Origin of the sequence: Achromobacter arsenitoxydans SY8, from assembly GCF_000236785.1 — a bacterium.
In the GTDB taxonomy this organism is placed as follows: Bacteria; Pseudomonadota; Gammaproteobacteria; order Burkholderiales; family Burkholderiaceae_B; genus Achromobacter; species Achromobacter arsenitoxydans.
This window is the reverse complement of record NZ_AGUF01000046.1, coordinates 1-23377: the sequence shown is the minus strand read 5'-3', so window position 1 is coordinate 23377 and position 23377 is coordinate 1. Positions and strand designations below refer to the sequence as shown.

Sequence of the window (23377 nt, the reverse complement as noted above, 5' to 3'; positions counted from 1 at the left end):
CGCCGCCATGCCCCTGAATCTGCTCATCGTCGACGACCATCTCATCATCCGCCGCGGCCTGGCCCGCATCCTGGAAGAAGACCCCAGGGTCGCCCTGGTGCACGAAGCCGCCGACGGCCCGGCCGCCCTGCGCGCCCTGCGCCAGGCGCACTACGACGCCATCGTCCTGGACGTCGCCCTGGGCGAACGCGATGGCCTCGACGTCCTCAAAAGCGTGCGCGCCGACTACCCCGCGCTGGGCATCGTCATGCTCTCCGTCTACCCCGAGTCCCAGTTCGCAGTGCGCGCCCTGCGCGCCGGCGCCCATGCCTACCTCAACAAAGGCTGCGAGCCCGAAGAACTGCTCGCCGCCCTGGGCAACGCCGCCGCCGGAAAGATGTACGTCACCCCCACCGTCGCCGAACTGCTCGCCCACACCGTCCGCCAGGACAGCTCCCGCCCGCCCCACGAACTGCTGTCCAACCGCGAATTCCAGGTGCTGCAGCTGCTGGTCGCGGGCCGGTCCGTCTCCGCCATCGGCGAACAGCTCGCGCTGTCGGTCAACACCATCTCCACCTACCGCAGCCGCATTTTCGAAAAGCTCAACGTCCGCACCCTGGTCGAGCTGGTCGCCTACGCCAACACGCACCAGTTGGGTGCCATCTGAGCGTCCGCGCACTATCCCGGCGCAGGCCGCGCACCACGTAGTAGGTCCACTACACGCGTATCGTAGAACCGGCGATACCGGCCGCCTGCCCGCGGCCGCATGATGGCTCCATTCCCGTCCGAAGGAGCCAGCATGTCCCTCTTCAGCAATCCGTTCGACGCCAACAGCCGCCTTGCCTGCGGCTGCGGCCGCCACGCCTCGCAAGCCGAACATGAACGCGCCGCCCAGGCCCTCGTCAGCGCCGACGACAGCGCGGTCGAAAACGCCGTCATGCGCGCCCTGTTCCCGCAGGACGCCCTGCGCCGCCGCTTCCTGCGCGCCGTCGGCAGCGGCACCGCCATGGCCGCCATTGCGTCCATCTTCCCGCTGGCCGCCGCCAAGGAAGCCTTCGCGCAGTCCGCCGGCCCGCTGGAAAAACAGAAACTGAAGGTCGGCTTCATCCCCATCACCTGCGCCACCCCCATCATCATGGCGCACCCCATGGGCTTCTACGGCAAGCAGGGCCTGGACGTCGAAGTGGTCAAGACCGCGGGCTGGGCGCTCATCCGCGACAAAGCCATGTCGGGCGAATACGATGCCGCGCACATGCTGTCGCCCATGCCGCTGGCCATCTCGATGGGCGTGGGCGCCAGCCGCGCCGTGCCCTGGACCATGCCCGCCGTAGAGAACATCAACGGCCAGGCCATCACCCTGTCCATGAAACACAAGGACCGGCGCGATCCCAAAGACTGGAGGGGCTTCAAGTTCGCCGTGCCCTTCGACTACTCCATGCACAACTACCTGTTGCGCTACTACCTGGCCGAACACGGACTGGATCCCGACACCGACGTGCAAATCCGCTCGGTCCCGCCGCCCGAGATGGTGGCCAACCTGCGCGCCGACAACATCGACGGCTTCCTGGCGCCCGACCCCGTGAACCAGCGCGCGGTCTACGACGGCGTGGGCTTCATCCACACCCTGTCCAAGGCCATCTGGGACGGCCACCCCTGCTGCGCGTTCTCGGCCAGCAAGGAATTCGTCACCGCCATGCCCAACACTTACCAGGCGCTGCTCAAGGCCATCATCGAGGCCACCGCCTACGCCCGCAACCCCGCGCACCGCAAGGAAATCGCCACCGCCATCGCCGCCCCCAACTACCTGAACCAGCCTGTCACGGTCGTGGAACAGGTGCTGACCGGCACCTATGCCGACGGCCTGGGCAAGGTGCTGACCGACCCGAACCGCATCGACTTCGACCCGATGCCCTGGCAGTCGTTCGCCGTGTGGATCCTGACGCAGATGAAGCGCTGGGGCCAGGTCAAGGGCGACGTCGACTACCAGAAGATCGCCGGTGAAGTATTCCTGGCGACCGACGCCGTGCGGCTGATGCGCGAGGCCGGCCTGACCCCGCCCGCCGACACCGGCAAGACGTTCAGCATCATGGGCAAGCCCTTCGATCCCAGCCAGCCCGAGGCCTACCTCGCCGGCTTCAAGATCCGGAGGACCTGATGCGGTCGGTGCAACACTGGCGGGCCGCCTTCCTGTCCATCGCGCTGTTCCTGGCGTTCCTGCTGTTGTGGCACGCCGCCACCCGCCCCGACACGGGCGGCGCGACGGTGGACCCCGCCTATGCGGCGCTGGTCGGCAACGCCGCCGCCAGCGGCTCGAAGACGCCCTTCCCCGGCCCCGCCGAAGTCGGCGCGCAGCTGTGGCAACACATCAAGGATCCCTTCTACGACCGCGGCCCCAACGACAAGGGCATCGGCATCCAGCTTGCCTACTCCGTGGCCCGGGTGCTGACGGGCTTTGGCCTGGCGGCCCTGGTGGCCATTCCGCTGGGCTTCCTGATCGGCATGTCCAAGACGGTGTACCGGGCGTTCGACCCCTTCATCCAGATCCTTAAACCCATCTCGCCGCTGGCGTGGATGCCGCTGGCCCTCTATACCATCAAGGACGCCAACATATCTGCGGTTTTTGTGATTTTTATCTGCTCGTTGTGGCCCATGTTGGTCAATACTGCCTTCGGTGTGGGCGCCGTGCGGCAGGACTGGCTGAACGTGGCGCGCACACTGGAAGTGCCGCGTCTGCGCACGGCGCTGACCGTAATCCTGCCTGCCGCCGCGCCCACCATCATGACGGGAATGCGCATTTCGGTGGGCATCGCGTGGCTGGTGATCGTGGCCGCCGAAATGCTCATCGGCGGCACCGGCATCGGTTACTTCGTCTGGAATGAATGGAACAACCTGTCTATCTCCAACATCATCTGCGCCATCTTCTTCATCGGCCTGATTGGCATGCTGCTGGACAACCTGCTGGCGCGCGCCGCCCGGCTCGTGAGCTATCGGGAGTGACGCCATGAGCCAATCTTTCCTGCAGGTCCAAGGGCTGGGCAAGCGCTATCCCGGACGCGACGGCAAGCCCCAGCCCCCTGTCTTCGAGCACATAGATTTCGAGATCGACAAAGGCCAGTTCGTCTGCGTCATCGGCCACTCCGGCTGCGGCAAGACCACCATCCTGAACGTGCTGGCCGGCATCGACGAAAACAATGAAGGCGTCGTCATCATGGACGGCCGCCAGATCGCGGGCCCGTCGCTTGAACGCGGCGTGGTGTTCCAGGCGCACGCGCTGCTGCCCTGGCTGACCGCGCTGCAGAACGTGGAGTTCGGCGTGCGCTCGCGCTGGCCAGCCTACAGCCGCGACCAGGTGCGCGCGCACAGCCAGCGCTACCTGGACATGGTGGGGCTGGGCAAGGCCGCCGGCAAGAAGCCCTGCGAACTGTCCGGCGGCATGAAGCAGCGCGTCGGCATCGCCCGCGCCTTTGCAATCCAGCCCAAGATGCTGCTGCTGGACGAACCCTTCGGCGCGCTGGACGCGCTGACCCGCGGCGCCATCCAGGACGAACTGCGCGCCATCGTCCAGGAAACCCGCCAGACCGTATTCATGATCACGCACGACGTGGACGAAGCCATCCTGCTGTCGGACCGCATCCTGCTCATGAGCGCGGGCCCCTACGCCCGCATCGCCGAGTCCGTCGCCGTGGATCTGCCGCGCGACCGGACCCGCGCCAGCCTGCACCACGAACCCCGCTACTACGAAATCCGCAACCACCTCGTCGACTTCCTGGTCGACAAGGCATCCCACAAGGAGTGAACCCCATCATGATGTCCCGCGCAGAAGTCACCGAACTCGTCGTCACCCGCAAGCTAGAGAAAAAACTTTCCTGGGGCGCCATCGCCGAGGCCGTGGGCCAGAGCAAGGAATGGACCACCGCCGCGCTGCTGGGCCAGATGACCATGACCGAGGAACAGGCGCTGGCCGCCGCCCGCGTGCTTGACCTGCCGGCCGATGCGGTCGTGCAACTGCAGGTCGTGCCGTACAAGGGCTCGCTGCCCACCACCGTCCCCACTGACCCGCTGATCTACCGCTTCTACGAGCTGATCAACGTCTACGGCACCACGTTCAAGGCGCTGATCAACGAAGAATTCGGCGATGGCATCATGAGCGCCATCGACTTCAAGATGGACCTGACGCGCGAGGTCGACCCCAAGGGCGACCGCGTGCAGATCGTGATGAGCGGCAAGTTCCTGCCGTACAAGATGTACTGAGTCGCGCGGGGCGGGTGGATTCCCGCCCCTAGCCGTCGACCGCCAGCTCTTCCCAGGCCAGTTCCCGCGTGCGCTCCAGCGCCACGGTGACCTGCGCCGCGGCCTCGCGCACCGCCTCGATCAAGTCCTGGCCGGCCAGCAGCCGGGAAGCCACGCCGGCCATGAAAACGTCGCCCGTGCCGTGCACCGACGGCGGGATCGCGATCTCGGGATGGGTCACCACCGTCGCTTGGTCGCGCGTCACGACGGCAAGCTGCAGCGTGCCCGGTTGCGCCGCCATCGGCGCGGCGCTGGTCACGACAATCCATTGCGGTCCGCGCGCGATGAGTTCGCGCGCCGCGGCCACCACCTCGTCCAGCGACGACAACTGCCGGCCGGCCAGCAGCTCCAGTTCGAAATGATTGGGCGTCATGCCGTCAGCCAGCGGCACCAGCAGGTCGCGGTACTGTTCGACGAGCCCTTCGTTCACATACAGCCCGTCGTTGCGGTCTCCCATGACCGGATCAATATGCACGCGCACGTCCGGGCGCGACGCCCGCAGCGCAGTCAGCCACCGGGCCAGCAGGCCGGCCTGTCCGGGCTGACCCAGGTAGCCGCACACGACGGCGCGCGCCACGCGGCTCACGCCGCGTTCGTTCAGGCCCTGCAGCAGTCCTTCAAACCAATCCAGCGGCACGGCCCCGCCATGCAGGGTGGGATAGTGCGGGGTATTGCTGAGGATGACAGTAGGCACAGCGATCGCCCGCAGGCCCGCCTTGCGGAACACGGGCATGGCGGCATTGTTGCCGACGTAGCCGTAAACGACCTGTGACTGGATGGAGACGACGTCCACCTGCGCGGTGCGGGCAGGCAGCGCTGCGCCCGGGACGGAGGCAGCGGGGATTGCGGTCATACGGTGGGCTCCTGCGGTTGCTCCAGGCGCGAACGCGGGTTGCGGCGCCGGTCCGGCGCCCAAGCGCCAGACCTCGGATGCGCATTATTCTAGTCCCGCCGGCCGGCAGCCGGCGTCCGCGCCCGTAGCCGGGGCCGTTACGCCATCCGCGTGATGAAATAGATCTTCTTGACGAACTGGTCCACTTCCCAGCGGCCCGTGTAGCCCTCGGGCATGACAAAGGCCTCGCCCACCGTCAGCTCGTGCACCGTGCCGTCCGGGTCCACCAGGCGCGCGGCGCCTTCGACGATGTAGCCGAACTCGATGTAGCCGGTGGTATTGGACTGGAACGAACCGGCGGTGCTTTCCCACACGCCGGCCTCAGCCTTGCCCGCGTTGCCTTCGAAGGCGGTGACCGTGCGAAACGCCGCATCGCCCGAGATCGGGCGGCGGGGCTTGCCAGGCACCGGGTTCTTCATCGGGCCGACATCAATGCGGACTAACCGCGACTGATCGTTCTTCATAGTTTTTCCTTTAGGGATGAGGCGCGGCGGCCTGTCTTTCAGTGCGCCGCCACGACCAGCACCTCGGCCATGGCCCGGCTGACGGTGCGCATGCGGTGCGGCAGTTCGGAATCGAAATAGACGGAATCGCCGGTTTCCAGGCGGAACTGGCGTTCGCCCACGTGGACCTCGATGGCGCCTTTCAGCACCAGCAGAAATTCCTCGCCCGGATGCGGAAAAACCGCCGTGGCGTCGGGAAATTCGCGCGGCGGATGCACCACGAAGGGCTCCATGGCCTTGACCTTGCGGCGTCCGGCCAGCGACTCGTAATGGTATTCGCTGCCCAGGCCCCGGCGCTGCAAGGCTTCGCGGTCGGCCACGCGGACCACGCTGACCACTTCGTCCTGCGCGGCGTCGTCCGCCCCCACCAGTTGCGATACGCCCACGCCATAGGCCTCGGCCAGGCGCAACACCGTGGAAATGGACGGCTCGCTCAAGCCCCGCTCAAGCTTGGAGAGGTAGCTCTTGGTCAGTCCGGTGCGCTGCGCCAGCTGTTCCAGGGACAAGGTTTGCTGGCGGCGCAGGGTGCGTAGGCGGTGCGGCAGGTCGATCATGGGCGGGAAAAACGGGAATACAACCGGCAAGAATGCCCGAATCCTGCGCCGCCGTCGAGCGCCCTGCCCCGAAACTCCCTAGGCCAGCACGTCGGGATGCATCCGCAAGGCGCGCCGCGCGTAGTACGAAAAGCCCACCTGGGAGCGCTTGGGCGTCAGGATCCAGTCGTGCGCCTCGCGGCCAAGTTCGGGCGGAATCGGCTGGATCTTTCCCGCCGACATCGCCAGCAGCTGCATGCGCGCGGCGCGCTCAAACTGGAGCGCCAGCACGCAAGCCTCTTCCACCGACCCCGCCGCAATCAGCATCCCGTGGTGCGACAGCAGGATGGCCCGCTTGGCCCCCAGCGCCTTGGAAATGATCTCGCCTTCCTCGTTGCCCACTGGCACGCCGGGCCAATCCTTCAAAAAGGCCACGTCGTCGTACAGCGGGCAATTGTCCATGTGCGAGACCTCCAGCGGAATCTCCAGCATCGACAGCGACGCCACATGCAGCGGATGCGTGTGGATGATGCAGTTCACATCCGGGCGGGCGCGATAAATCCAGGAATGGAAGCGGTTCGCCGGATTCGGCATGCCCCCGCCCTCCTGCACGCGCAGGTCTTCGTCCACCAGCAGCAGATTGCTGGCGGTGATTTCGTCGAAGCCCAGGCCCAGCCGCTGCGTGAGGTAGCGGCCCGGCTCGGTCGCACGCGCGGTGATCTGGCCCGCCAGCCCGGAATCGTGCCCGCCGTCGAACAGGATCCGGCAGGTCAGCGCCAGGCGTTCACGCAGGCTCCATTGCGGGGTGTCGAACTGGCGCTGCATTTCGGCCTGCGCCCGCGCAATCAGTTCGTCTTTTCCCAAGTGCATCGTATCGGCCATCATGTCTCCGTCATGCCGCTTCCATCAGCGGCGTAAATCCCGGCAGTGCGCGGATGCGCGCCAGCCAGGCATTGATATGGGCAAAGCCGGACAGGTCGTAGCCGCCCTGCTCCGCCATGCTCGTGTAAGGGAACAGCGCGATGTCCGCGATGGTCGGCGCGGTTCCCACCAGGTAATGGCGCCCCGCCAGATGCGCGTCCATCAGCGCCGCCGCCTTCATGCCGATGGCGCGCCAAGCGACCATCTCCGGGTCATTCACGCCCGCCGTCTGGCGCAGGTGGATCAACAGGCGCGGCTGCGCGTACGCATGCATGTGCTGCGTCTGCTCGAAACTCAGCCAGCTCGACACCTGCGCCTGCGCCAACCGGTCCTCGGGCAGCCAGGGCGTGCCCATGCCCAGATACCAGAGAATGGCCTGCGATTCCGCCAGCCATTGCCCTTCCGGCGTCAGCAGCGCGGGCACCTGCCGCCAGGGGTTGATGCGCGCGAACGCTTCGGTTTCCAGATCGCCCTGGACAATGTCGAACGTGCGCCGCGTCACCGGCAGGCCCATCAGCCCGCAGGCCAGCCGGATCTTCCACGCATTGCCCGACCGCAGGGTGTCGGCCAGCTCCAGCGGCTTGCCTGCGAGCGGGTGTGGCGCCTGAGTATTCATGCTGAACTCCTGGTCATTGATGCGTTTCCTAATCCATCTTGATATTGGCGCGCTTCACGATCTCGGCCCACTTGGCCTTCTCGCCGCCGATGAAGCGCTGATATTCATCGGGCGCGCCCGTGTAGAGCTGCGTGCCTTGCGCCGCAAGCCGCTCCTTCAAATCGGGCGTGGCCAGCGTCTTCTGCAGCGCGGCGTTCAGCGCAGCCACCACGTCCGGCGGCGTCCCAGCCGGCGCGAAGAACGCGTTCCAGGAACTGATCTGCAAGCCCGCATCGCCCGCTTCGGTGCTGGCCGGCACGCCGGGCGCGGACGGCAATCGCTTGTCCGACGCCACCGCCAGGGCGCGTAGCTTGCCCGAGGCCACGTGCGGCATGATGACCGGACTGGCGTCCATCACCACATCCACCTGTTCGCCGATCGCCGCGTTCACGGCCTCGCTGCCGCTCTTGAACGGCACATGCACAATGTCCACGCCGGCCGTCAGCTTCAGCAGCTCCAGCCCCAGGTGCGGCGAACTGGCGTTGCCCGCCGACCCGAAATTCAGCTTCGCCGGATTGGCCTTGGCGTACTTCACGAACTCGCCGAACGACGCGGCCGGCACGCCGGCCCTGACGGCCAGCAGATACGGCGATCCCGACACCATGCCCACCGGCGCGAACTTATCCGCGTCATAGCTGAGCTTGCTGTAGATCAGCGGGTTCACGACCTGCGTGCCTACCGTCCCCATGAAGATCGTATAGCCATCGGCCGGCGCAGTAGCCGCCACCTGGGCCGCGATCACCCCGCCCGCGCCCGGCCGGTTCTCGATCACGATGCCCTGCCCCAGCACATCGCCCATGCCCTTGCCCACCTGCCGCGCCACGATATCCGTAATGCCGCCAGCGCCAAACGGCACCACCAGCCGGATCGGCCGCTCCGGAAACGCCGCCTGTGCGCCACCCGCCATTCCCGCCGCCATCGCCAGCGCGGCCACCATGCCCAAGACTTTCATCCCATTCCCCTTGTGTGCGCCGTCGCAGCGCTATGACACAAAGTGTCCTATAGAGCATTGATTTTCCGCAAGGAGAATGTGATTGGGGAAATCCCTGAACCGTAGAATTAGAGGTCGCCTTCTGGCTTTGGGGCGGGCAACGTCTGTCACTGTGCGAACGTCCTCCCCTCTCCTACGCAGATAGACGCCACGCTGGTTGAAGAAAGGCGAACTTTACTTTTGTGGCCCGCGGCCGCCGTCGCTCAGAGACGGTCAATCGAATCGTTGATCAATTGATCTCACCAAAGACTCAGGTCGAAAAAAATCTGAGGCCGCTTCAAAACACAGCAACAGTTAATTTGTCTATCGAGCTGAAAGCTCATACAGTCTTAGGCAAGCTAGGCATGCCTATTACATGCCTTCTAAATCTAGTTAGGCTATTCGTAAACACGCAAAGTTCAGCAATGTCTTCCTGCACCTACTGCGGTGACTTAATCACCTTCCGGTACATCAACGGTCGATGTATTCCTTTGCACAGCGCCGGCTCTTGTAGTGCGTTCTTGAGCAAAACATACACGGACTTCACCAAAGAACAGCATGCGCCGAATTCTGCTTGCTACCTGACTCTCTGTCCAATCTGCAACGCAAGAGTGTTTTTCGTCCGACATAACGGGGGCAGCGTTTGGCTAGATGGTCCGCTTGGCGCACCGTGGACAAGGCACGGTTGTTTCCTAGATAGTCAAAGCGGCTCGCCGCCCACTATCCCAACGATCGCTTTCCCTTCCGCGCCCACTGAATCTTCTAAAGAACGTAGCGACTCTGCTGGAGTCGTCCGGTTTGCAAGGGTAGAGCATGGGATCACCGAGTGCATATTAGAGACTGGCGGGAGTGGGGCCTACTTTCTGGATGTAAAGAACAATGCAGGCTACCTACTTGGTCAACTGTGTGAGATCAACAAAGAAGGGAATACTATTTCCCCATTCGACGCCCCCGAATTGAGGTACGCGATCACAAAAGTCAAACGTACCCGAATGACACACACTACCTTCTGCCACATTTGCAGAGTAGAGATCAGCCTCAAGAAAAAAAAGAAGCACCTTCAGTTGGCTCATAAAATCTAGTAGCCATGTAGTCGACCACCTCCCCTGAACACGCTATCAGGCCCGACACGTTACCTTCCGGCAATGCCACGGATAGTCGTGCCTCGCCGACTGCGCCGAAACTTCCATCTGCAGGCAGAGTGAATCAACGCAGCATCATTCTTCGAAACTAACTCTGATGCACAGTCGCGACGGCAGGCCGTCGGCTGCAGTGTCGGTTGCGGGCTAGATGGCTTATTTTCGGGTCCAGCGCGCCAGTCTGTTCATCAAAGGTCAAGTTCGACCCAAACTCCAGCATGATCGGATGCGCCAAGATCCCAAGAGGAGACTTCCGGGAAGGGTTTGACGAGTTCGGCCCCCTCCTTAGCGGTGATCTTCTCGATCTCGAAAATTCCCCGCCTCTCAAACCCCTGCCCTACAACGGCATCGTGGAGCGGACTCGACAGAAAGATATAGTCGAGTTGATTCAGGCGTTCGCCCTTCTTGCCGCCGCCGAAGTGATAGGTGTAGCGCTGTGTTGCTGGAAGATTGCGATCAACAATGGGGTGCAGCCCTTCGACGTCGAACAGCGGGTCCAAGCTCTTGAATGCGTTGTCCGTGTCCTCATTGAGGTCTCCCAGCACGACCACATAGTCTTTTTTGAGATCGTAGGCCTTCAGGATGCTTACGACTGTGCGAGATTGATCCTTGCGCCTGGCCGCAGACTTTCGCCTGTCTGCGTCCAATCTTCCGCTCTGACTCTTGAAATGGTTGCAGAGCACGAACACGGGTTGATTCAACCCTTCGAATGTAATGGCGACCTCCAGGCAATCGCGGCTGAAAACCGGCTTGAAGACTTGCCCGTCATCGAAAACATGGGTCTTGATACCAATAATCCTGCCCCGCGTGAGGCAGGCCACATCAATTCCTCGCGGATCGTTGGGGCTGTCGATCATGACGAACTGTTTGAACTTTTTGGTGTGAAGAACCTGGCTGTTAAAGCCTTTGAGCACGTCCATGCCTTCGACTTCGACAAGGCACTGGATGTCGGCGTTCAAGGCCTTAATCACTTTTCCGGTGTTCTTGCGTTGCTGGTCGGAAAACTCCTTTGCCCGGAAGACGATCTCGCCCAGCCAATCGCCGCGTCCCTTGCAGCTCTTGTTGATTCTGAAACCCGTACGGCTGTTCTCCTTCTTCCAGTCTCCTAGCGACCCGGCATCTTTTCGGATATCAACGTAGGTCACAAGCTGATGGGAGATCTCGAACACCTCGTCCTTCAAAGCGTTCGAGTAGTCGCTTCGGTCGAGCAGCCCCTGCAATTCTTTGACAAGCTGGAGCAATTCATCAACCCGCGCGGAATCGCGCAGATTAAGAATGGCTGCGCGACGAAACAGGTTCTCAACATTGAAAGTCGCAATGCGCAATTTCATGCTGTTCTCCTCCCAATGCGCTCCAGATTACCCGTTCGCCAGATGTTTGTAATGGGTGCTTTTTTACCCATAAAGACGGCAAGGGAGAGGGAAGCAGCCTGACATGATAGATCGGCGCAAATGGGCTAACCAGCGGCGGGCAATGAAAAACCTTAACGCGCCATCCGGTTCTCTTAAACTGAGTCTGGCCGCAATCCTGGATTGCCGGCCCCTCATCGGTCTCGACCAACCTAATAAGAAAAGTGCGGAGCTTTTCATGAAGAACATATTTAGATTGGTGTTTTCCGGCCTTGCCGGCGTATTGATGGCGACTACTGCACACGCGCAATCCAGCACTTCGACAGCCAGCGCCAGCGCCAGCGCAGAGAAAAAGCCGAATATCCTGGTGATTTGGGGTGACGACATCGGTTGGCAGAACGTTAGCGCCTATGGCATGGGGACAATGGGCTACACGACCCCGAACATCGACAGCATCGGCCAGCAGGGCATACGTTTCACAGACCACTATGCACAACCTTCATGCACGGCAGGGCGCGCGGCCTTTATTACCGGCCAGTATCCGATTCGGTCCGGCATGACGACCGTAGGGCAGCCTGGAGATCCTCGAGGACTGATGGCCGAGTCTCCGAGTCTTGGGGAGGTAATGAAAGACGCCGGCTACGCCACGGGACAATTCGGCAAGAACCACCTTGGCGATCACAACTCCGCCCTTCCTACGGTCCATGGCTTTGACGAATTCTTTGGTCTGCTTTATCACCTGAACGTGATGGAAGAGGCGGATCAACGTGACTACAAGAACTTTGGCGCCAAGTACTCGGGTAGCTCCGAAGCCTACGAGAAGAAGTTTGGCGCGCGCAATGTGGTCCACTCGTTCGCGTCAAACAAGGACGACTCCACCACCGACCCACGTTGGGGCCGAGTAGGAAAACAAGTCATCCAGGACGCAGGCAAGCTGGATGCAAAGCGGATGGAGGACTTCGACGGTGGAGAAGTTGCGCCTCTCGCGATGAAATTCATGAAGCAGGCGAAAGATGATGGAAAGCCCTTCTTCGTCTGGCTAAACACCAGCCGCATGCATGTCTACACGCGGCTGAATGAGAAGTGGCGCTACGCTGCGGAGCAATACACAAGCGAAGCCGACCTGCATGGTTCGGGCATGATGCAACACGATCACGATGTCGGCGTGATTCTTGATTTCCTGAAAGAGAACGGGCTCGATGAAAACACCATCGTTTGGTACTCAACCGACAATGGCCCGGAACACGCCAGTTGGCCCCATGGTGGAACCACGCCTTTCCGTGGCGCGAAGATGGGCACGTTCGAGGGCGGCGTGCGTGTGATTTCAATGATTCGCTGGCCAGGTGTGATCAAGCCTGCACAAACGTTGAACGGCATTCAGACTCATATGGACATGTTTACCACGCTGGCCGCAGCGGCCGGAGTAGCGAACGTGAATGAGCGCATGTTGAAGGAGAAGAGTCAGTACATTGACGGCATCAACAACATGGAATACTGGCTCGGGAAGTCCCGCGAATCGGCGCGCAACAGCCTTTTGTACTATTACGAGAATAAGTTGACTGCGATGCGCATGGGCCCGTGGAAGCTCCACTTTTCTGAAAAGGAGAGCTACTACAGCAACGTAATTCCGCGCACCATGCCTCTCCTGTTCAATCTGCGCATGGACCCCTTCGAAAGTTATGACAACGAAGACTCCTATGGCCATTTGGTGCAGAAAGTGTCCTGGCTGATGGCCCCAATGAGCGAGATCATGCAGCAACACCTGAAAAGCCTGGCGGACTATCCCCCCGTCCAAGGTTCCAAAACCTATGACATGTCCAACGTCGTTGAGGAATACATGAACAAGGGGCGGCAATAGCCAATAGCGGGCCTGCAATCATTGACGCGAGTAGCCCGAGCAAAGCGGGCGGCGACCAACGCGAAGGAGAGGGCTATGCCGACACCACATCGAGGCAAACGCTGGACACTTGCGATCTTTACCGCCACAAGCCTGGCCTTGGGCCTAGGCGCAACGGCGGCGCGGGCGCAGGAGGTCCTGCCCAAACCGCAAGCGGCTTTCAAGGGCGTGATCGGCAAGACCTACAAGGACTCGCGCGAGGACTACCCTCAACCCATCAAGGCGCCTGCCGGCGCGCCCAATGTGCTGGTGGTGCTGCTTGACGATGTCGGCTTTGGGCAGCCGGCCACTTTCGGCGGTCCGGTGCCGATGCCCAATCTGGACAAACTGGCTTCCGAGGGCCTGCGCTATAACCAGTTCCACACCACGGCGATTTGCTCGCCCACGCGCGCCGCGCTGCTGACCGGCCGCAATCACCACCAGGTGGGCATGGGCACGATCACCGAGCTCTCGACCGGCTACCCCGGCTACGACAGCATCTGGGGCAAGAATGTCGCCTCTGTCGCCGAGGTCGTGCGGCAGAACGGCTATGCAACGGCAGCCTTCGGCAAGTGGCACAACACCCCTGATTGGGAGACCAGCCCGGTCGGCCCCTTCGAGCGTTGGCCTACAGGCCTGGGTTTCGAATACTGGTATGGCTACCAAGGCGGAGAGACCAGCCAGTGGTATCCCCAGCTGTTTCGCAACACGACGCCGATTGAGCCGTCAAAGACGCCGGAGCAGGGCTATCACCTGATGCCTGACATGACCGACGAGGCCATCGCCTGGATCCAGCGTTCCAAGTCGATTGCACCGGACAGGCCGTTCTTCGCCTACTTCGCCCCAGGGGCTGCGCACGCGCCGCTGCACGCGCCTAAGGAATGGATCGACAAGTTCAAGGGAAAGTTCGACCAGGGGTGGGACAAGGTGCGCGAAGAAACGCTGGAGCGCCAGAAGCAGCTCGGTGTGGTGCCTGCCAACACGCGCCTGACACCGCGCCCCAAGGAAATCCAGGCCTGGGATTCACTATCGGCCGATGAGAAGCGGCTCTTCGCAAGGCACCAGGAAGTGTTTGCCGCCTATCTGGCCTACACCGATTACCAGATTGGCCGCCTGCTGGATGCCGTGCATGCGCTGCCGGATGCCGACAACACGTTGATCATCTACATCGCCGGCGACAACGGTCCGAGTGCCGAAGGTTCCCTGACCGGGACGACGAACAACATGATGACGCAGAACGGCGTCCCTGACGACGTGGCCTCGCAGATAAAAGAGATCGACGAGATCGGCGGCCCGAAGCACGAGAACCACTACCCGGTGGGCTGGGCCTGGGCCGGTTCGTCGCCGTTCCAATGGATGAAGCGCGTCCCTTCGCACTTCGGTGGCACCCGTAACGGCATGGTGGTCAGCTGGCCGAAGAAGATCGCCGAGCACGGCGGCCTGCGCACCCAGTTCCACCACGTCATCGACATTGCGCCGACGATTTACGAGGTGACCGGCATCACGTTCCCAACCTCGGTCAACGGCGTGAAGCAGACTCCGCTGGCGGGCGTGAGTTTGGCGTACTCCTTCGACAAGCCCAAGGCCCCCAGCACGCGCACAACGCAGTATTTCGAGACCGGCGGCCATCGCGCCATCTACCATGACGGCTGGGTCGCCACAGCCTTCCACGGCGTGCCCTGGGTGTTGCGCGGCTCGGTGCCTTTCGAGCAGGACAAATGGGAGCTCTACAACATCCGCGAAGATTTCTCCCAGGCCAATGATGTGGCTCAGCAAAACCCGGCCAAGTTGAAGGAGCTGCAGAATCTCTTTGACCAGGAGGCGAAGAAATACGACGTCTTTCCGCTGGATGATCGCTTTGCCGAGCGCGCGAGCAACCCCAACAGGCCTTCCGCGACGCGCGGCAAAACCAGCTTCACGTACGTCTCCGGGACGACGCGGGTTCCCGAAGGCAGCGCGCCTCCGATCTACAAGCGCTCTCACCGCATCGCCGCTGATGTCGACACGGCGGATGGCAAGGCGCAGGGCGTGATCATCGCCGAAGGCGGCAGCGGCGCGGGCTACACGCTCTACATCAAGGATCAGCGCCTGGTGTACGAGTACAACTTCTTCGGAAAGAACCGCTACAAAGTGACGTCCGACCAGACCGTGCCGGCAGGCAAGGCAAATGTCGCCCTCGAATACGTGCAGCAGCCGGGCGGAGAGCTCACGACTGGCGGCACCGTGCGTCTGTTCATCAATGGCCAGCCGGCCGGCGAGGGGTCCATCGACAACGTGGCGCCGACACGTTTCTCGGCCACCGAGACGCTGGACATCGGCATGGACCTCGGCAGCGCAGTGGCCGAAACTTACGCAGATGCCCTGCCGTTCGCCTACACCGGCAAGATTGGCAAGGTCACGGTGGATTTGAAGTAGGCCGGAAGCTGATTGCCAGCCCCGCAACGAAAGTTGCGGGGCTTTTTACTGGTGCGCCCGAAAAGGGAAAGCGTCAGCCGAAGCTCAACCCGGTACGCGCGCCATCTCCCCGTCCAGGGCTTCCGGATTGACCACATGCTTAGGCCGCTCGCCCCGCAGCGCGTCCACCACCTGCCCCGCCACGGCGACCGCCGTGCGGATCAAGGCTTCTTCCGTGCTGCCGCCGGCATGCGGCGCCAGCACGACATTGGGCACGTCGATCAGCGGGTGATCCGCGGGCGGCGGCTCCGTCGAGAACACGTCGATGCCGGCACCGCCCAGGCGGCCCGCCTTCAGGCTCTGGGCCAGTGCCTGCTCATCGACCAGCCCGCCGCGCGCGGTGTTGATCAGCAAGGCGCCCGGCTTCATCAGGCCGAGGGCGGTCGCGTCGATCAGCGGGCCGGCGCCCGGATTGCCGGGCCGATGCAGGGACACGATGTCTGAGTTGCGCAGCAATTCGGCCAAGTCCTGGTCGGCGGTGAATCCGCCCTGCTCGATCTCTGCCGCCGGCACCGACGGCGAGTAGACCCGCACGCGCATGCCGAAGCCCTTGCTGGCGATGTCGGCGACGGCGCGGCCTATCTGGCCGAAGCCCACCACACCCAATGTCGCCCCCGCCAACTCGCGCAGGCCGGAATCGTAGCGAGCGTTCCAGTTGCCCGCACGCACCGCGGCATCGAGCGTGATCGTTCGCTTGTACAGGGCCAGCGCCATCGAGATCACCAGTTCGGCCACGGAGCGCGCATTGGCGCCCGGGGTGTTGACGACGGGAATCCCGGCGCGGGTTGCCGCCTTGACGTCCACCATATTGGTGCCTGCGCCGTGGCTGCCGATGATGCGCAGGCGGGCGCCTGCGGCAATGGCCGCCGCGTCGAGGCCCGCGTTGCGCGTGATGACGGCCTCGCAGTCGCCGATGGCGCGCGCCACGTCGGCCATGCCCGCGGAGGCCGGCGTTACACACTCGATGCCCGCCCGCTGCAGGAGATCAATGCCCTGCTTGTGGATCGGCTGGACAATCAAACACTTCATACTGAACTCCTTACGGGATTTTGATCTGACGAATCTGACGCCAGGATATCAGCCAGGAGACGCGCTCCCAGCCCAAAGTCTTCAAGGTCCATGGCCTCGTCGGGGTTGTGCGACCCGTGTTCGTTTCGAACAAAGATCATTGCCGACGGCACCCCTTGCTGGGCGAATATCGCGGCGTCATGACCTGCGCCGCTGGCCATCGTCATGGCCGGAAGGCCGCGAGCGTCCGAGTAGCCGCGCAGCAGCGCCACCAGGCCCGCGTCCATCATTGCGGGCTTGGAGCCGGTCTGCGGCCCGAACTGGACCTGCGTCGCGGTGAGCTGCGCGGCCTCGGCTGCGCACTCGCGGATGATGCGGTCATAGTCGCGCAAGACGTCGACGCTCTGACTGCGTACATCTATGCAGCAATCCAACTCGCCCGCGACTTTACTGAACGCGTGTTCGCGCGGGTTGGTGGCCAGCTGCCCTACCGTCACCACCAGGTCCGCCCCGTCGGATTCAAGCGATTCCCAGGCGTCGTCGATCGCCGTCATCCAGCGTGCCGCCGCTCGCACAGCGTCGCTGCGGCTCTTGCGGCCGACGGCGCCTGAATGCGCGTAGCGGCCAAGCCATCGCATGTTGCGATAGCGGAAGCTGCCGCGGATGCCGGTCACGATCCCCACGGGCAGCCCCGCTTCCACCAAGGTCGGTCCCTGTTCGATATGCAATTCGACAAAGCGGTCGATGCGCGCCGGGTCAAGCGCGGCAACGCCGTAGCCATCAGGATCGAGGCCCAGGTCGCGGACGTGGTCGCGCAGGCGGCGGCCGGTATCGGCCCGGCACAGTTCAAGCACTTCTGGTTCTACCAGGCCGAACGCAGCCTTGCTGCCTAAGTACGAGTACGGGAACCAAGTGCTTTCTTCCGCCCGGATGCCCATGACGGTCACGTCCGCCTCCGGGGTATAACCCTGCGCGCGCCAGCCGGCCAGTACGGCCATCCCCGCGATAACACCCGCGGCGCCGTCGAAGTTGCCCCCGACCGGCACCGAATCCAGGTGGGAGCCGGTCATGCGCACGGGCCGGGTGCGGTCCTTGCCTGGCAGGGTCGCATACAGATTGCCGCTGCCGTCGACGCGGACCTCCAGCCCCAGCCGGAGCGCCTCGGCGCGCACCAGGTCGTGGGCGCATTGTTCGCCCGCTCCGTAGGCGTCGCGCGTGACGCCTAGGCCGTCCGCAGTGCGTTCGCGCAAGGTATCGAGCATTCGGCGGGCAAGCGGGAGGTCGGGGTCGGGGCTCATCCACATGGTTCGCTTACCTCAGCGCGTAGTCGGATCGCGTGATGGGGGCCAGCCGGTCGCGCAGGAGGCGGCCATAGCCCGGCACGCTGTCGTTCAGTTTGAGCAGGCGCAGGCAGGCCCAGAAGGTCGCCTGGTTGCTGGTGACCACCGGCTTGCCCAGTTCGTCTTCCAGGCGCTGGATCATGTCGATGGTGGCAAGGTTGGTGCACGACAGAAAGATGGCGTCGGCGTCGGGATGATCAATGTCGCGCGCCAACTGATACGCCGCCTGGGGCGGCACGCGGCCGATGTCGCGCCGTTCTTCCTGGGTATGGCCAAGGTCCAGGCCCTCGATGGAAACCACGTCGAATCCGTATTGCTCCAGGAACTCGCGCTCGCGCACATTCACAAAGTCGATGTACGGGGTTCCGACCGCCACCTTCTTCGCGCCCAGCACGCGCAAGGCGGCCACCACCGCCCCGGCGGTGGCGACGGCCGGCACGCCGACACGCTCGCTCATGCCGTCGCACAGTTCATCAAGCGAGCACACGATGGACCCGGACGTGCAGCCGTAGGCCACCACGTCGACCTCCGCGGTCTTGATCAGGTCGGCCGCTTCCATCACGCCGCGCGCCATCTTGTCGTAGTTTTCCTGGGTGGCAGGGCCGGCGTTGATAGCCCGGCCGGAGTGGATCGTGACCCCTTCCGGCGCCATGCGATAGAACTCGGGTTCGTTGATCGTGTTGGTGGACGGCACGATCAGGCCGATCTTGGCGCGCCAACCGTAGGGACGATAGCGCGCCGTGGTTTTCATCAACGTGTCGATTTTCTTCATGCTTGCTCCTGCCGGTTGGCCAGGCGCTTGAGCCCGGAGGCGGCCTGACTGAAGGTGTTGAACAGACTGTTGACGTCATTGCTGAACGGCATCCAGCCTATGCCGCGGCCGATCCATTTCTCGCCGGCGGCGAGGTCCTGGCAGCTGAATCCCCAGGGGACTCCAAGCCTGCCGCAGGTGGCGATCACGTGTTCCACGGCTTCCAGGTAGCGCGGATGTTGCATCTGGCCCGGGATGCCGAGGTCCTGTGTCAGGTCGTCGGGGCCGATCATTACGGCGTCCAGTCCGTCCACGGCGCATATGCGCTCCAGGTTGTTCAGGCCGACCTGGGTTTCGGTCATGGCTACGGTGAGCGTGTTGTCGTTCATCACGGCTGTCTGTTCCAGCGGCGACGAGAGCTTGATGTAGTCGGTGTGCGGGCCGCGCATGTTCAGGATGCGCTGGCCGCGCGGGCCGTATTTGGTGTACTGCAGGATCTGCTCCAGCTGCTCGGGCGTTTCGATATTGGGCAGCAGCAGGCCCATGGCGCCTGCGTCCAGCGGACGGGTGTAGTCGTGCGAGTCCGAGCCGGCCGGCCGCACGATGGGCACGATTCCGGCCTCGCGCGCCACCAGGCACATCGTGGCCACTTCGCTGATGGAGAAGTCGCTGTGCTCCATTTCGATCAGCACGAAGTCCAGGCCAGACACGGCCAGCAGCTTCATGAAGCGGGGGTGACGCACCATCGTGGCCCAGGTGCCGAACGCCGGCTGTTTCTGCTGCCACAGGGTCTTGATGGGATTTACTTTCATGCCTGCGCTCCTTCGGGCTTGAACTGCATGTTGCTGAACTTCAATGCGGCGTCGCTGAGATAGGCCACGGCGTCGTTCCAGATGGCGTGTCCCGATTCGGCGCTGGCCTGGCTGGGATCGCCCTGCGTGCCGATCGGCGCGTAGTCGCTGATGTCGCTGAATACCGCGAAGCTGGATTTGCCGAATGTCACCTTGCCGCTGGACACGGTGGTCACGCCTTCGGTGAAGGCGCGCAGCGGGCCGGCGGCCTTGGCGCGGTCCATGAACACCAGCTCGGGATACTTGGCCAGCGCCACCGACGTCACCATTTCCGAGGCATGGCCGCTGGGCGCGCTCTTGGTCAGGAGCTTGCCCGCCGACACGTCGCGCATGATGGTGAACACGTCTATCAGTCCGCCCACCGCCCCGTAGTTGCGGCGCAGATGGCGGCATACGCTTTCAATCGGGCCCAGCGAGCCGGCGTGGATATTGATGAAGAAGAAATGGCGGAATCCCTGGCCGGCCAGGGCGTCGCACATCTCGCGCAGGTACGCTTCGATCGTGCCCATGCTGACCGACAGCGTGCCGGGATAGTCGAGGAACATGGCCGAGTAGTTCACCGGCACGATAGGCGTGACCGCCAGGCCGGCCCGCTCGCCGGCCTCGGTGGCGATGCCCTCGCAGATGCGCAGCTCCGTGCCGGTCGCCAGGTGGGCGCCGTACTGCTCGACCGCTCCCACCGGGATCAGCACCGTGTCGCGCTCGCGCAAGTAGGCGCGAATGTCGTCATAGGTATGCTGGTCTGTTCTCATCAGGTTTGACTCCTTGGTTCAATGGATCGCGGCTTACAGCAGCCACGGGTTGGTCTGCCACAACTTGCGCAGCTGCGTGTCCAGCGCCTTCAGCCGGCTGACGTATTCGTCGTGCTTGAGGTACTTCAGTGGCTGAAAGCTGTTCTTGGCGCGCTCCAGGTAGGAGGCGTCCTGGTTGCATCGGTCCACCGCGTCGACCAGCTTCTCCATGACCGGCGCGGGCACGCCGCGTGGCGCGGCCAGCCCGCGCATCGAACCCGAATACACGTCATAGCCGGCCTCCTTGAAGGTGGGGACATCCGGCGCATCGGGCGAGCGGCTGTCGCTCATTACGCCCACGATGCGCCACGGATTGCCGCGCGCGAACGTCACGGCTTCGCCCATGTTGGCCATGCTGCTGTCGATCACCTTGCCCAACAGCGCGACGCTGGCCGGTGACGCGCCCTGGAACGGCACCGGCGCGACCTTGATGCCCGCCGCCTGCTCGATCAGCAGCGCCGAGATATGGCCGGCCGATCCCACCCCTTGGGTGCCGACCGTGATGCCGCCAGGGTTCTTCTTGGCGGCGGCCACCAGGTCGGCCACGGTGTGGATCGGGCTGTCCGCATGCACGCTGATGGTGCCGGGGTCTTCCACCAAGTTGGCGATGAATTCAAAACTGTCCAGCGTGTAATTGCGCTTACGCTCGATGGGCAGACTGACAATGCCGGGCGTGTTGACGATGCCGATGGTGTAGCCGTTGGGCTCGGCGTGCGCCAGATAATTCAGGGCGATGTCGCCCGAGGCGCCGGGCTTGTTCAGCACGACAAAGCGAGCGCCGTCGATCTTGGTTTGCATGCAGGCCGCGATGGTGCGCGCGGTAAGGTCTGTGCCGGCGCCAGCGGGGAAAGGCACGACCAGGTTGATGGGTTGCTCCGGCCAGGCGGCGAAAGCGGTGGTGCAGGCGGAAGCCAGCAGGCATGCGATGGCGGTTCTCATGGAATGCTCCTTACTGGTTCCAGGGCGATGCCGCCCAGAGTTGCTTGAGCTGGTCCTGCTGGGCCAGCAAGGTCTCGGCGTAGCGCGCGTCGGCAAGCACCTTCAGTTCCTGGCTGGCCTGTTTCGCGGCCGACTTGAACTTGGGGTCCTCGGCCGCGGCCAGCACCAGTTTGCGCAGCTGTTCGCTGCGCGCCGGCGGCAGGCCGGCCGGCGCGCCGATACCGCGCAAGGAACCAGAGACCAGCGGATAACCGCTTTCGGCGAAGGTCGGCAGATCAGGCGCGAAACCCGATCGCGCCCCGCTCATCACGCCCAATGTGCGCCACGGGCTGCCCTCGGCAAATGCAAGCGCCTCGCCCAGGTTGACGGCCGCCACGTCGATCTGCCCGCCCAGCAGCGCGGTGCGTACGTCGGATGTGCCCTTGTAGGGCACGTGCAACAGGCGGATGCCCGCGCGCTTTTCCAGCAACAGCACCGAAAGATGACCCGCCGAGCCGACGCCCGCGGTGCCGTACTTCACCGACTCCGGCTTGGCGCCCGCTACGCGCACCAGGTCTGCGATCGAATGAATCGACGAGTTCGCATGCACGCTGAGCGTGGCGGGATCGTCGACCAGGCTTGCCACGGGCTCGAACGAGGTCAGCGCAAACTGGGCCTTGCGCTCGATCGGGATGCTGAGCAGGTTCGGCGTGTTCAACAGGCCGAGCGTGTAGCCGTCGGCCTCGGCCCTTGCCACCTGGGCCATGCCCAGCTCGCCGCCCGCCCCCGGGCGGTTCAACACCGTGACGGGCTGGCCGCCCTGCCGCTCCAGCGCCTGGGCAAACAGCCGTGCCGTCAGATCCGTGCCGCCGGCCGCGGAAAACGGCACGACGATCGTGATGGGACGGGTGGGATAAGGTTCAAGCGGCTGGCCGTGGGCCGCGAACGCCATGGTGGCGGAGAACAACGCCGGCAATAGCCGCGCCGGCGTTCGATAGGTGCGAGCGCACCCCTCGTATCGCTGAGTACGAAACATTTTCAACCCCTTGATTTATGAATCGCTACATGCGGATGGCATGCCCACGGCCCCGCCCCTGTACCGAGGCTGGTGACTGTGGCAGTGCTTGGCCGTACTGCAGGTCAAGCACTGGGAGTCATGATATTTATAGATTTATGGATTGAAAAACTGTATTTTTTTATGATCTTCACAAATTTTATTTGTAAGCGATGATCAAGGAACTCCGCACCCTCATCGCCGTCGCGCAGCACGGCACCATCACGGCGGCGGCCCGCCATATCGGCCTGACGCAGGCGGCCGCCAGCGCGCAGATCCAGCGCCTGGAAGAGTCATTGAAGGTGGAATTGCTTGACCGGGCCGGGCGCCAGGTGCGCCTGAACGCGGCGGGCGTCGACATCGTGTCGCGCGCGGAACATATCCTGCACCTCTGCGATGAACTGCGCGAGGTAACGCAACGGCCCAAGCTGCGCGGCCACCTGCGCCTGGGCGCGATCCAGAGCATGCAGCGGCGCTACCTGCCCGCGATGATCAAGGGACTGATACAGCGGCATCCTGACGTGAGCACCCATCTGGAATTGGGCGGCTCGCTGCCGCTGCTGACCGCCGTCGACCAGGGCCAGCTTGACGCGGCCATGGTCGTGAAGCCGTTTTTCGCGCTGCCCGCCGAACTGACGTTCGTGCCGCTGCTGCGGGAGCCGTTTACGGTGTTGTGCCCGGCGGAAGCAACCTGCGACGACTGGCGTGAGGTGCTGACGTCTTTACCCTTCATCCGATATGACAGCGCGTCATTTGGCGGCCGCATGGTCGACCGCTTTCTGCAGAATCACCGGATCAATCCCAGGTGCCAGGTCGAGTCCCAGGACGTCGATGCGATTCTGGAGATGGTCGCCTGCGGAATCGGGGCCTCGCTGATTCCGGTCAAGGATCTGTCCCAGCACCGGAACACAGTGCGGGCGATCGGGTTGGGCGACGACACCATTTACCGGGAGGTCGGCATGGTGCTTTCCGCTGCCCGAGGCAAGGACGAACTGGTGCAGGAGCTGCTGCAAAGCGCAAAGTCGACCCTGCGCGAATCACCGTTTGCGCATCCGCTGCTGGAACGATTCTGACAAGGTCCGGCGCGCCGGACTCAAATACAA

22 protein-coding genes are annotated in these 23377 nt (G+C 63.5%); 8 read left to right on the top strand and 14 right to left on the bottom strand.

Annotated elements, in window-relative coordinates:
* The first annotated feature begins 7 nt into the window (after positions 1-7).
* The 5 genes from KYC_RS12205 (at position 8) to cynS (ending at position 4230) form a co-directional block, all read left to right on the top strand.
* Positions 8-646, top strand: coding sequence for a response regulator (locus tag KYC_RS12205; protein WP_008162498.1), 639 nt, complete (start codon positions 8-10; stop codon positions 644-646).
* A 132-nt stretch (positions 647-778) separates the two neighbouring features.
* Positions 779-2134: a CmpA/NrtA family ABC transporter substrate-binding protein gene (locus KYC_RS12200; protein WP_008162496.1), complete on the top strand. Its 1356-nt coding sequence runs from the start codon at positions 779-781 to the stop codon at positions 2132-2134.
* Positions 2134-2976 carry a nitrate ABC transporter permease gene (gene ntrB, locus KYC_RS12195; RefSeq protein WP_008162494.1) on the top strand — a complete coding sequence of 281 codons (843 nt, stop codon included), beginning with the start codon at positions 2134-2136 and terminating at the stop codon, positions 2974-2976. The genes KYC_RS12200 and ntrB overlap by 1 nt, the downstream gene beginning before the upstream one ends.
* Before the next feature lie 4 nt (positions 2977-2980).
* Complete coding sequence (locus KYC_RS12190) at positions 2981-3775, top strand: ABC transporter ATP-binding protein (protein WP_008162492.1); 795 nt, start codon at positions 2981-2983, stop codon at positions 3773-3775.
* Positions 3776-3786: 11 nt separating this feature from the next.
* Complete coding sequence (gene cynS / locus KYC_RS12185) at positions 3787-4230, top strand: cyanase (RefSeq protein ID WP_008162490.1); 444 nt, start codon at positions 3787-3789, stop codon at positions 4228-4230.
* 28 nt (positions 4231-4258) lie between these two features.
* On the opposite strand, the gene pdxK is transcribed toward cynS, so the two are convergent.
* From pdxK to KYC_RS12150, 7 genes are all read right to left on the bottom strand, one after another.
* Positions 4259-5122: a pyridoxine/pyridoxal/pyridoxamine kinase gene (pdxK, locus tag KYC_RS12180; protein ID WP_008162488.1), complete on the bottom strand. Its 864-nt coding sequence runs from the start codon at positions 5120-5122 to the stop codon at positions 4259-4261.
* Between the two features lie 137 nt (positions 5123-5259).
* The gene (locus tag KYC_RS12175) at positions 5260-5625 is read right to left on the bottom strand and encodes a cupin domain-containing protein (RefSeq protein ID WP_008162487.1); all 366 of its coding nucleotides are present in this window, start codon (positions 5623-5625) and stop codon (positions 5260-5262) included.
* A gap of 38 nt (positions 5626-5663) precedes the next feature.
* A complete protein-coding gene (locus tag KYC_RS12170) occupies positions 5664-6218 on the bottom strand; it encodes a helix-turn-helix domain-containing protein (protein WP_043518243.1) in 555 nt (184 codons plus the stop codon).
* A gap of 78 nt (positions 6219-6296) precedes the next feature.
* Positions 6297-7079, bottom strand: coding sequence for an aldolase (locus KYC_RS12165; RefSeq protein ID WP_008162482.1), 783 nt, complete (start codon positions 7077-7079; stop codon positions 6297-6299).
* 10 nt (positions 7080-7089) lie between these two features.
* Positions 7090-7734 carry a glutathione S-transferase family protein gene (locus tag KYC_RS12160; protein WP_008162480.1) on the bottom strand — a complete coding sequence of 215 codons (645 nt, stop codon included), beginning with the start codon at positions 7732-7734 and terminating at the stop codon, positions 7090-7092.
* A gap of 28 nt (positions 7735-7762) precedes the next feature.
* The gene (locus tag KYC_RS12155; RefSeq protein ID WP_043518241.1) at positions 7763-8725 is read right to left on the bottom strand and encodes a Bug family tripartite tricarboxylate transporter substrate binding protein; all 963 of its coding nucleotides are present in this window, start codon (positions 8723-8725) and stop codon (positions 7763-7765) included.
* Positions 8726-10070: 1345 nt separating this feature from the next.
* Positions 10071-11213 (bottom strand): endonuclease/exonuclease/phosphatase family protein, encoded by a 1143-nt coding sequence (locus tag KYC_RS12150; protein ID WP_008162475.1) that lies wholly within the window; start codon positions 11211-11213, stop codon positions 10071-10073.
* 142 nt (positions 11214-11355) lie between these two features.
* Between KYC_RS12150 and KYC_RS12145 the strand changes: the two genes are divergently transcribed.
* Both KYC_RS12145 and KYC_RS12140 read left to right on the top strand, forming a co-directional pair.
* Positions 11356-13089 carry an arylsulfatase gene (locus KYC_RS12145; RefSeq protein ID WP_238531918.1) on the top strand — a complete coding sequence of 578 codons (1734 nt, stop codon included), beginning with the start codon at positions 11356-11358 and terminating at the stop codon, positions 13087-13089.
* 75 nt (positions 13090-13164) lie between these two features.
* A complete protein-coding gene (locus tag KYC_RS12140) occupies positions 13165-15522 on the top strand; it encodes an arylsulfatase (RefSeq protein ID WP_081478023.1) in 2358 nt (785 codons plus the stop codon).
* A gap of 84 nt (positions 15523-15606) precedes the next feature.
* Here KYC_RS12140 and KYC_RS12135 read toward each other — a convergent pair whose 3' ends face one another.
* Genes KYC_RS12135 through KYC_RS12105 form a run of 7 tightly spaced genes read right to left on the bottom strand, consistent with a single transcriptional unit; the run spans position 15607 to position 22256 of the window.
* Positions 15607-16590, bottom strand: coding sequence for a hydroxyacid dehydrogenase (locus KYC_RS12135; protein WP_008162469.1), 984 nt, complete (start codon positions 16588-16590; stop codon positions 15607-15609).
* Entirely contained in the window at positions 16587-17873 is a 1287-nt protein-coding gene (locus KYC_RS12130; protein ID WP_008162467.1) for a Zn-dependent hydrolase, read from the bottom strand. The genes KYC_RS12135 and KYC_RS12130 overlap by 4 nt, the downstream gene beginning before the upstream one ends.
* Before the next feature lie 7 nt (positions 17874-17880).
* The gene (locus KYC_RS12125) at positions 17881-18681 is read right to left on the bottom strand and encodes a maleate cis-trans isomerase family protein (RefSeq protein ID WP_008162465.1); all 801 of its coding nucleotides are present in this window, start codon (positions 18679-18681) and stop codon (positions 17881-17883) included.
* On the bottom strand, positions 18678-19472 hold the full coding sequence (locus tag KYC_RS12120) for an HpcH/HpaI aldolase family protein (RefSeq protein WP_008162463.1): 795 nt from the start codon (positions 19470-19472) through the stop codon (positions 18678-18680). The genes KYC_RS12125 and KYC_RS12120 overlap by 4 nt, the downstream gene beginning before the upstream one ends.
* Positions 19469-20263, bottom strand: a complete 795-nt coding sequence (locus KYC_RS12115) for a creatininase family protein (protein WP_008162461.1) — start codon at positions 20261-20263, stop codon at positions 19469-19471. The genes KYC_RS12120 and KYC_RS12115 overlap by 4 nt, the downstream gene beginning before the upstream one ends.
* Positions 20264-20296: 33 nt before the next feature.
* On the bottom strand, positions 20297-21241 hold the full coding sequence (locus KYC_RS12110; protein WP_008162459.1) for a tripartite tricarboxylate transporter substrate binding protein: 945 nt from the start codon (positions 21239-21241) through the stop codon (positions 20297-20299).
* Between the two features lie 10 nt (positions 21242-21251).
* A complete protein-coding gene (locus KYC_RS12105) occupies positions 21252-22256 on the bottom strand; it encodes a tripartite tricarboxylate transporter substrate binding protein (RefSeq protein WP_043518238.1) in 1005 nt (334 codons plus the stop codon).
* A 191-nt stretch (positions 22257-22447) separates the two neighbouring features.
* On the opposite strand from KYC_RS12105, the gene KYC_RS12100 reads away from it, so the two are divergent.
* Positions 22448-23347: a LysR family transcriptional regulator gene (locus KYC_RS12100; RefSeq protein WP_008162451.1), complete on the top strand. Its 900-nt coding sequence runs from the start codon at positions 22448-22450 to the stop codon at positions 23345-23347.
* Positions 23348-23377 lie beyond the last annotated feature (30 nt).

Excerpts from the sequence above, each read along its gene's own strand:
- KYC_RS12205 (WP_008162498.1), top strand. The coding sequence starts at position 8 with ATGCCCCTGAATCTGCTCATCGTCGACGACCATCTCATCATCCGCCGC.
- KYC_RS12200 (WP_008162496.1), top strand. The coding sequence starts at position 779 with ATGTCCCTCTTCAGCAATCCGTTCGACGCCAACAGCCGCCTTGCCTGC.
- ntrB (WP_008162494.1), top strand. The coding sequence starts at position 2,134 with ATGCGGTCGGTGCAACACTGGCGGGCCGCCTTCCTGTCCATCGCGCTG.
- KYC_RS12190 (WP_008162492.1), top strand. The coding sequence starts at position 2,981 with ATGAGCCAATCTTTCCTGCAGGTCCAAGGGCTGGGCAAGCGCTATCCC.
- cynS (WP_008162490.1), top strand. The coding sequence starts at position 3,787 with ATGTCCCGCGCAGAAGTCACCGAACTCGTCGTCACCCGCAAGCTAGAG.
- pdxK (WP_008162488.1), bottom strand. The coding sequence starts at position 5,122 with ATGACCGCAATCCCCGCTGCCTCCGTCCCGGGCGCAGCGCTGCCTGCC.
- KYC_RS12175 (WP_008162487.1), bottom strand. The coding sequence starts at position 5,625 with ATGAAGAACGATCAGTCGCGGTTAGTCCGCATTGATGTCGGCCCGATG.
- KYC_RS12170 (WP_043518243.1), bottom strand. The coding sequence starts at position 6,218 with ATGATCGACCTGCCGCACCGCCTACGCACCCTGCGCCGCCAGCAAACC.
- KYC_RS12165 (WP_008162482.1), bottom strand. The coding sequence starts at position 7,079 with ATGGCCGATACGATGCACTTGGGAAAAGACGAACTGATTGCGCGGGCG.
- KYC_RS12160 (WP_008162480.1), bottom strand. The coding sequence starts at position 7,734 with ATGAATACTCAGGCGCCACACCCGCTCGCAGGCAAGCCGCTGGAGCTG.
- KYC_RS12155 (WP_043518241.1), bottom strand. The coding sequence starts at position 8,725 with ATGAAAGTCTTGGGCATGGTGGCCGCGCTGGCGATGGCGGCGGGAATG.
- KYC_RS12150 (WP_008162475.1), bottom strand. The coding sequence starts at position 11,213 with ATGAAATTGCGCATTGCGACTTTCAATGTTGAGAACCTGTTTCGTCGC.
- KYC_RS12145 (WP_238531918.1), top strand. The coding sequence starts at position 11,356 with ATGAAAAACCTTAACGCGCCATCCGGTTCTCTTAAACTGAGTCTGGCC.
- KYC_RS12140 (WP_081478023.1), top strand. The coding sequence starts at position 13,165 with ATGCCGACACCACATCGAGGCAAACGCTGGACACTTGCGATCTTTACC.
- KYC_RS12135 (WP_008162469.1), bottom strand. The coding sequence starts at position 16,590 with ATGAAGTGTTTGATTGTCCAGCCGATCCACAAGCAGGGCATTGATCTC.
- KYC_RS12130 (WP_008162467.1), bottom strand. The coding sequence starts at position 17,873 with ATGTGGATGAGCCCCGACCCCGACCTCCCGCTTGCCCGCCGAATGCTC.
- KYC_RS12125 (WP_008162465.1), bottom strand. The coding sequence starts at position 18,681 with ATGAAGAAAATCGACACGTTGATGAAAACCACGGCGCGCTATCGTCCC.
- KYC_RS12120 (WP_008162463.1), bottom strand. The coding sequence starts at position 19,472 with ATGAAAGTAAATCCCATCAAGACCCTGTGGCAGCAGAAACAGCCGGCG.
- KYC_RS12115 (WP_008162461.1), bottom strand. The coding sequence starts at position 20,263 with ATGAGAACAGACCAGCATACCTATGACGACATTCGCGCCTACTTGCGC.
- KYC_RS12110 (WP_008162459.1), bottom strand. The coding sequence starts at position 21,241 with ATGAGAACCGCCATCGCATGCCTGCTGGCTTCCGCCTGCACCACCGCT.
- KYC_RS12105 (WP_043518238.1), bottom strand. The coding sequence starts at position 22,256 with ATGTTTCGTACTCAGCGATACGAGGGGTGCGCTCGCACCTATCGAACG.
- KYC_RS12100 (WP_008162451.1), top strand. The coding sequence starts at position 22,448 with ATGATCAAGGAACTCCGCACCCTCATCGCCGTCGCGCAGCACGGCACC.